The organism is Bradyrhizobium sp., from assembly GCF_050014615.1.
GTDB lineage: Bacteria > Pseudomonadota > Alphaproteobacteria > Rhizobiales > Xanthobacteraceae > Bradyrhizobium.
Genome location: NZ_JBEKCZ010000300.1, coordinates 1 through 4,606 on the forward strand (window position 1 = coordinate 1; position 4,606 = coordinate 4,606).

At 62.3% G+C, this 4,606-nt stretch carries 4 protein-coding genes; 1 reads left to right on the forward strand and 3 read right to left on the reverse strand.

Annotation, left to right across the window (positions count from 1 at the left end):
* Positions 1 to 234 precede the first annotated feature (234 nt).
* Complete coding sequence (locus tag ABR948_RS28370) at positions 235 to 1,755, forward strand: GMC oxidoreductase (protein WP_428124431.1); 1,521 nt, start codon at positions 235 to 237, stop codon at positions 1,753 to 1,755.
* Here the strand turns inward: ABR948_RS28370 and ABR948_RS28375 are convergent.
* From ABR948_RS28375 to ABR948_RS28385, 3 genes are all read right to left on the reverse strand, one after another.
* Positions 1,732 to 2,769, reverse strand: coding sequence for an NAD-dependent epimerase/dehydratase family protein (locus ABR948_RS28375; RefSeq protein ID WP_428124433.1), 1,038 nt, complete (start codon positions 2,767 to 2,769; stop codon positions 1,732 to 1,734). The two genes, ABR948_RS28370 and ABR948_RS28375, sit on opposite strands and share 24 nt — an antisense overlap.
* A gap of 26 nt (positions 2,770 to 2,795) precedes the next feature.
* Entirely contained in the window at positions 2,796 to 4,067 is a 1,272-nt protein-coding gene (locus ABR948_RS28380) for a methyltransferase domain-containing protein (protein ID WP_428124435.1), read from the reverse strand.
* Positions 4,068 to 4,070: 3 nt separating this feature from the next.
* Positions 4,071 to 4,606 (reverse strand): hypothetical protein (locus ABR948_RS28385; RefSeq protein ID WP_428124437.1); only part of this gene is annotated, 536 nt, incomplete at its 5' end.

Consider the following 4,606-nt stretch of genomic DNA (forward strand, 5'->3'; position numbering starts at 1 on the left):
CCGGCCCTCGCCGCTTCTGGTCTCGTCGACGGAGCTTCCCAGGATATTTCATCCTGACGCATAATTTTAACGCATCATATTGATAACACTGGCAGTTCAAAAGAAATGCCAAGTTCGCCTGGCTACCAGCGAGACGCCGCATGAGACAATTCGGCCATCCGGCCCTTCACGTCTGGAATGAAAAGAACCCTTGCGACCGAAGGTCGGGCGAATCGTGAACGACCGCTTCACCCCATGACCGAGATGCGCGTCGTCGTCGGCAGCGGGCCCGGAGCCGTCGGCGTGACCCACGCTCTGCTCCAGCGCGGCTTCGAAGTGACCATGCTGGATGTCGGGGAAACCCTCGATGCAGAGACGGCCAAGGTCGTCGCGACCATGGCCAGGCAAGAGCCCGAGCAATGGTCCAGCGAAGACCGGGCCGTGATCCAGCGCGTCGATTTCGCGACCGACCCGGGGCTGTCGCCCAAGCGCCTGTTCGGCTCCACCTTCTCCTATTTCAACGACCCCAGAATCGAGGCGCCGGCGGCCCTGAAACTCTACGGGTCGCGGGCGCTGGGCGGTCTGTCGACGGTCTGGGGATGCGCGCTGCTGCGGGCGACGCCGGCCGAGTTGCAGGCCTGGCCGGGGGCGCTGTCCGGCGAGATCGCGGAGGCCTATCTCGGAATTCGGGATTTGCTCAAGCCCAGCATCGGCGCCGATATTTTTGCGCCGGGAACCCATCTGAAGATTTCCGAGGCCGCCCAGGCGGCGTGGGATCGCTACCGCCAGTCTCCGCTACTGCATCAGGACCTCAGCGTCTATCCCACCCCGCTGACGATCTCAAAGGCCTGCAAGGCCTGCAACGCCTGCATGTACGGCTGCGTCTACGATTATACCTACAGCAGCCGGACCACGATCGAGGATCTGTTCAGGCGGAACCCGCGATTTCACTATGTCGGCGGAATGATCGTGGAGGAATTCAGCGAGGCGGCTGAATCCGTAGAAATACGGGCTGTCGGCAAGGGAACCGGGAGCCGGCAGACCTTTAGCGCCAGGCAGCTGTTCCTGGCAGCCGGCATGATGGGAAGCCTGCGAATCCTGTGGAACTCCTCAGGGAGCGTGTCGCGCAGATTGCAGGCGCGCGATTCAAGCCTGTTCCTCGTTCCCGGCCTGACATTCTCAGGCACATGGGGCGGCTCCGCCAAACATCATGGCCTGTCGCATTTGTCGGTCGATCTCACCGCGGGACCGTTTGCGGAAAAGCCGGCCCATGTTCAGCTCTACTTCAACAATCCCGCGATCGCGGACGGACTGAAAGCAAGGCTCGGTCCCCTCAACAGCGGACCGGCACGACAACTGATCGATATCGCCAGCCGGTTTGTCGTCGCCGGCCAGGGCTACCTGCATTCCGATTTTTGCCATCGGCTCGAACTGGACTGCGATGACGCCGGAATCATCAGGGCATCGGTGCTGCGCAATCCCGCCACCGATGGCTTCATCGAGGCCGCTCTCTCCCAGTTTGCCCGTCAGATGCGCAAGCTCGGCATCTATTTTGTCAATCCGGCGGCCAGCATCACGCCTTACGGCGGATCAAAGACGGCAGGCGCCCTACCCCACGCCGCCCAATCCGATCCGTCGACAACCGATCAACTCGGACGTCCGTTCGGAGCAAAGAACGTCTTCGTTGTCGATATGACGGTGATGCCGTCGATCCCGGCGCGCAATCATACGCTGACGATGTTTGCCAATGCGCTACGAATTGGCCAGTCGGCCTAGCGCCCTCACGACGTCAGCGGATAGGATCTTGCCCATTCCGCTGCGATCTGAACTTTCCAGGAAGCCTTGGCCTTCTAGGAAATAGAAGTCCCCCGAGGTCGCCTTCGCACCGCGCAGGTTGCCGAGATCGCCGCGAAACCGCGCAACGATGGTGGCAAAATACCCGCGCCCGGCGGGCCGTGGGTTGGGATACGCAAAATCCAGCACGCTGTCGGCGCGCACCTTCGATTTTCCGATCAGCGCTTCCTTGACCCGCAGCATGGCGTAGGCAATCTGCCACGGCACCGGAACCTTGATGCTGCGCGCGCCGTGCCGGCTCTCGATCAGGCGCAGGACGCCGCCCAGCTTGATCCGTTCGCGGTAGCAGAACGACAGCGTATGCGGCTTGGTGAGCCGCATGCCCGCGAGCAGGTGGATGCCGAGCACCACCGCCTCGAGATCGCAGCAATAGAAGCCGCTGCCCCGCGCCGCCAGCACCGGAACGATCTTCGATCCCGTTGCAATATCGATCAGGTTCTGGAACGCAGCGCCCGGGCGACGCCATGACGCGATCAGGCCCGGCCGGATGTTGACGCCACCGAGCCGGTTGAACTGGGCCTCGACCAGCATCTTCTCCCAGCCATAATCGGTGCGGCAGCCGGGGAAGGCCGACATGCTGGAAATGTTGATCAGCCGCGCCGAGGGGGAGCCCGCGACGACCGCGATGTTGCGCTCGAAGTTTGCGAATTTGCCGGGGAGGCTGCGGCTTTCGATGCCCTTGAAGTCGAACGCGCAGTTGATCAGGACAATCGGCACGTCCGTGGTCACCTGCCCGGCCCAATCGTCCACGAACACGTCGGCGGTCACGTGGCGGTGGAAGAAGGAATGGCTCAATTGGCCGCGCGACACCGCGACCACCCGGTAGCCCGGCAGCGCATGAAAGAACTGGCACAGGACACTGCCGAGATACCCTCCGGCGCCGAGCACCACGACCGTGCGAACCGTGCCGGGTCCCTCCGAACTGGTGTCGTTCATCCGAAAGGGCCCTGCCTCGACAAGACTTAGTTAGACAAGACTTGTGTTGTTACCGAAATTTCCGGCAGCGGGACGACAAAGCGGCCGCCCTGCTCGATATAGCGCGCGTGTTTCTTTCTGATCTGATCGGCATAGCGCCAGGCCAGAATGATGATCAGCGCGGGATCGTGCTGCAACACGCCCTCCGCGGTGTAAACCGGCAGATCGTAGCCTGGACCATCCAGCCGTTCCTTGAAAGGCGTATCGTCGAACAGGAAATCGAGCTTGTCCTCGAGTTCGAACTGATGAATCAGCGCGGCACATCCCACCGAGGTGCCATAGGCTCCGATCTGACGGCCGCCAGCCCGCGCCTCGCTGATCAGCGCGTGCAAGCCCGCTTTTATTTGCGCGATCCGCTCGCTGAAACGGTGGTGGTAGGCGAGATCATAGAGTCCGGTTCGCTGCTCGAGTGCCATCAATTCGGCGACGCGCGCGGCGACCGGCCGTGGCCCATTCGCATGCTGCACCCAGAACCGGATCGAGCCGCCTTTTGTGGGTATCCGCTCCGCATCGAACACCAGCAGATTGAAACGCCCGAGCGCACGCACGACGGGCTGCACCGAGAAGGTGGAGATGTGCTCGTGATAGATCACGTCGAGCAAGGTCTTCTCGAACACGTCGAGGGCATATTGCGTCTCGAACACGAACACGCCGTCGGGCGCCATGATCGCGCCGACGCCGTTCAGGATCGAGTCGAGATCGTCGATATTGGCCATCGCATTGTTGGCGATCACCGCACGGGCGCCGCCGAGCTCGCGGCGGATGTCCTGCGCAACCGCGGGATTGAAGAAATCGGCACGGGTGGGAATGCCTTTGGCAGTGGCTTCGGCGGCGATCTTTTGCGCGGGATCGACGCCCTGGACGCGCATGCCGGCGTCGCGAAAAAAGCTCAGCAGCGTGCCGTCATTGCTGCCGAATTCCACCACGAGATCCCCCGGTTTGAGCTTGGCGCCGTCAATGACGGCCTTGCTCAATCCGCGGAAATGATCGGCCAGCCCCAGCGAAATCGCGGTGCGATAGAGATAGTTCCGGTAGATCAGGCTGGGATCGACGATGTGAACGAGCTGGTTCAGCCCGCAATCCTCGCACAGATAATTGTCGAGCGGCGCCATGATCGTGGTCAATCGGGTGCCGGCCGCATCGGCCTCGGTGCCGACATTGGGTGAAACGATCGGCACGTTGGCGAGCGGGATGCTGCGCACGATGTGCGTCGAGCCGCACAGGCGGCAGGTCTTGCGGATCGTCAGAAGTTCGCTCATCGCCTACACCGTCATCCTGCGCCAGATTTGCTCGGTCAGAACCATATCGGCCAGACCCTCTTCACCGCTGGTCGCGGGTGCTGCCGTTCCCGTCAGCGCGTCAACGAAGCCGGTGGCCTGGCGCGCGAACGACCATCCGGTTCCCACAGTCACGCGCTCCCCGACCAACCCGCGCCTGGCATCGTCGACCACGATCTCGCTGACATTTTCGGTCGCCATCGGAGACGGAATCAGGACCTGGATCCGGCCATGCTCAAACAGAAACTCGACCCCCTCGATCCAGCGGCCAGCCGCCGTTTTGGTGACTTCAAGAACAATATTGACATCGCCCTTGCGCAGCGTCGCGGCGACGCTCGAGGAGCCATCGCAATGCGCGCTCATCACCTCGACGTCCCGCGGAAAGAACAGCCGCATCAGGTTGATGTCGTGGCTCGCCACATTGATGAACCACGGATAGATGCTGCGGTACACTTCGGGAAGCCAGTCGGGAAACAGCGGCCAGGTGGCAAAACGCTCAGGCCGGCTTTCCCTCGGGCGAA

What these genes read in the sequence shown, in the direction of transcription:
- ABR948_RS28370 (WP_428124431.1), top strand. Translation starts at nt 235, where the DNA reads ATGACCGAGATGCGCGTCGTCGTCGGCAGCGGGCCCGGAGCCGTCGGC.
- ABR948_RS28375 (WP_428124433.1), bottom strand. Translation starts at nt 2,769, where the DNA reads ATGAACGACACCAGTTCGGAGGGACCCGGCACGGTTCGCACGGTCGTG.
- ABR948_RS28380 (WP_428124435.1), bottom strand. Translation starts at nt 4,067, where the DNA reads ATGAGCGAACTTCTGACGATCCGCAAGACCTGCCGCCTGTGCGGCTCG.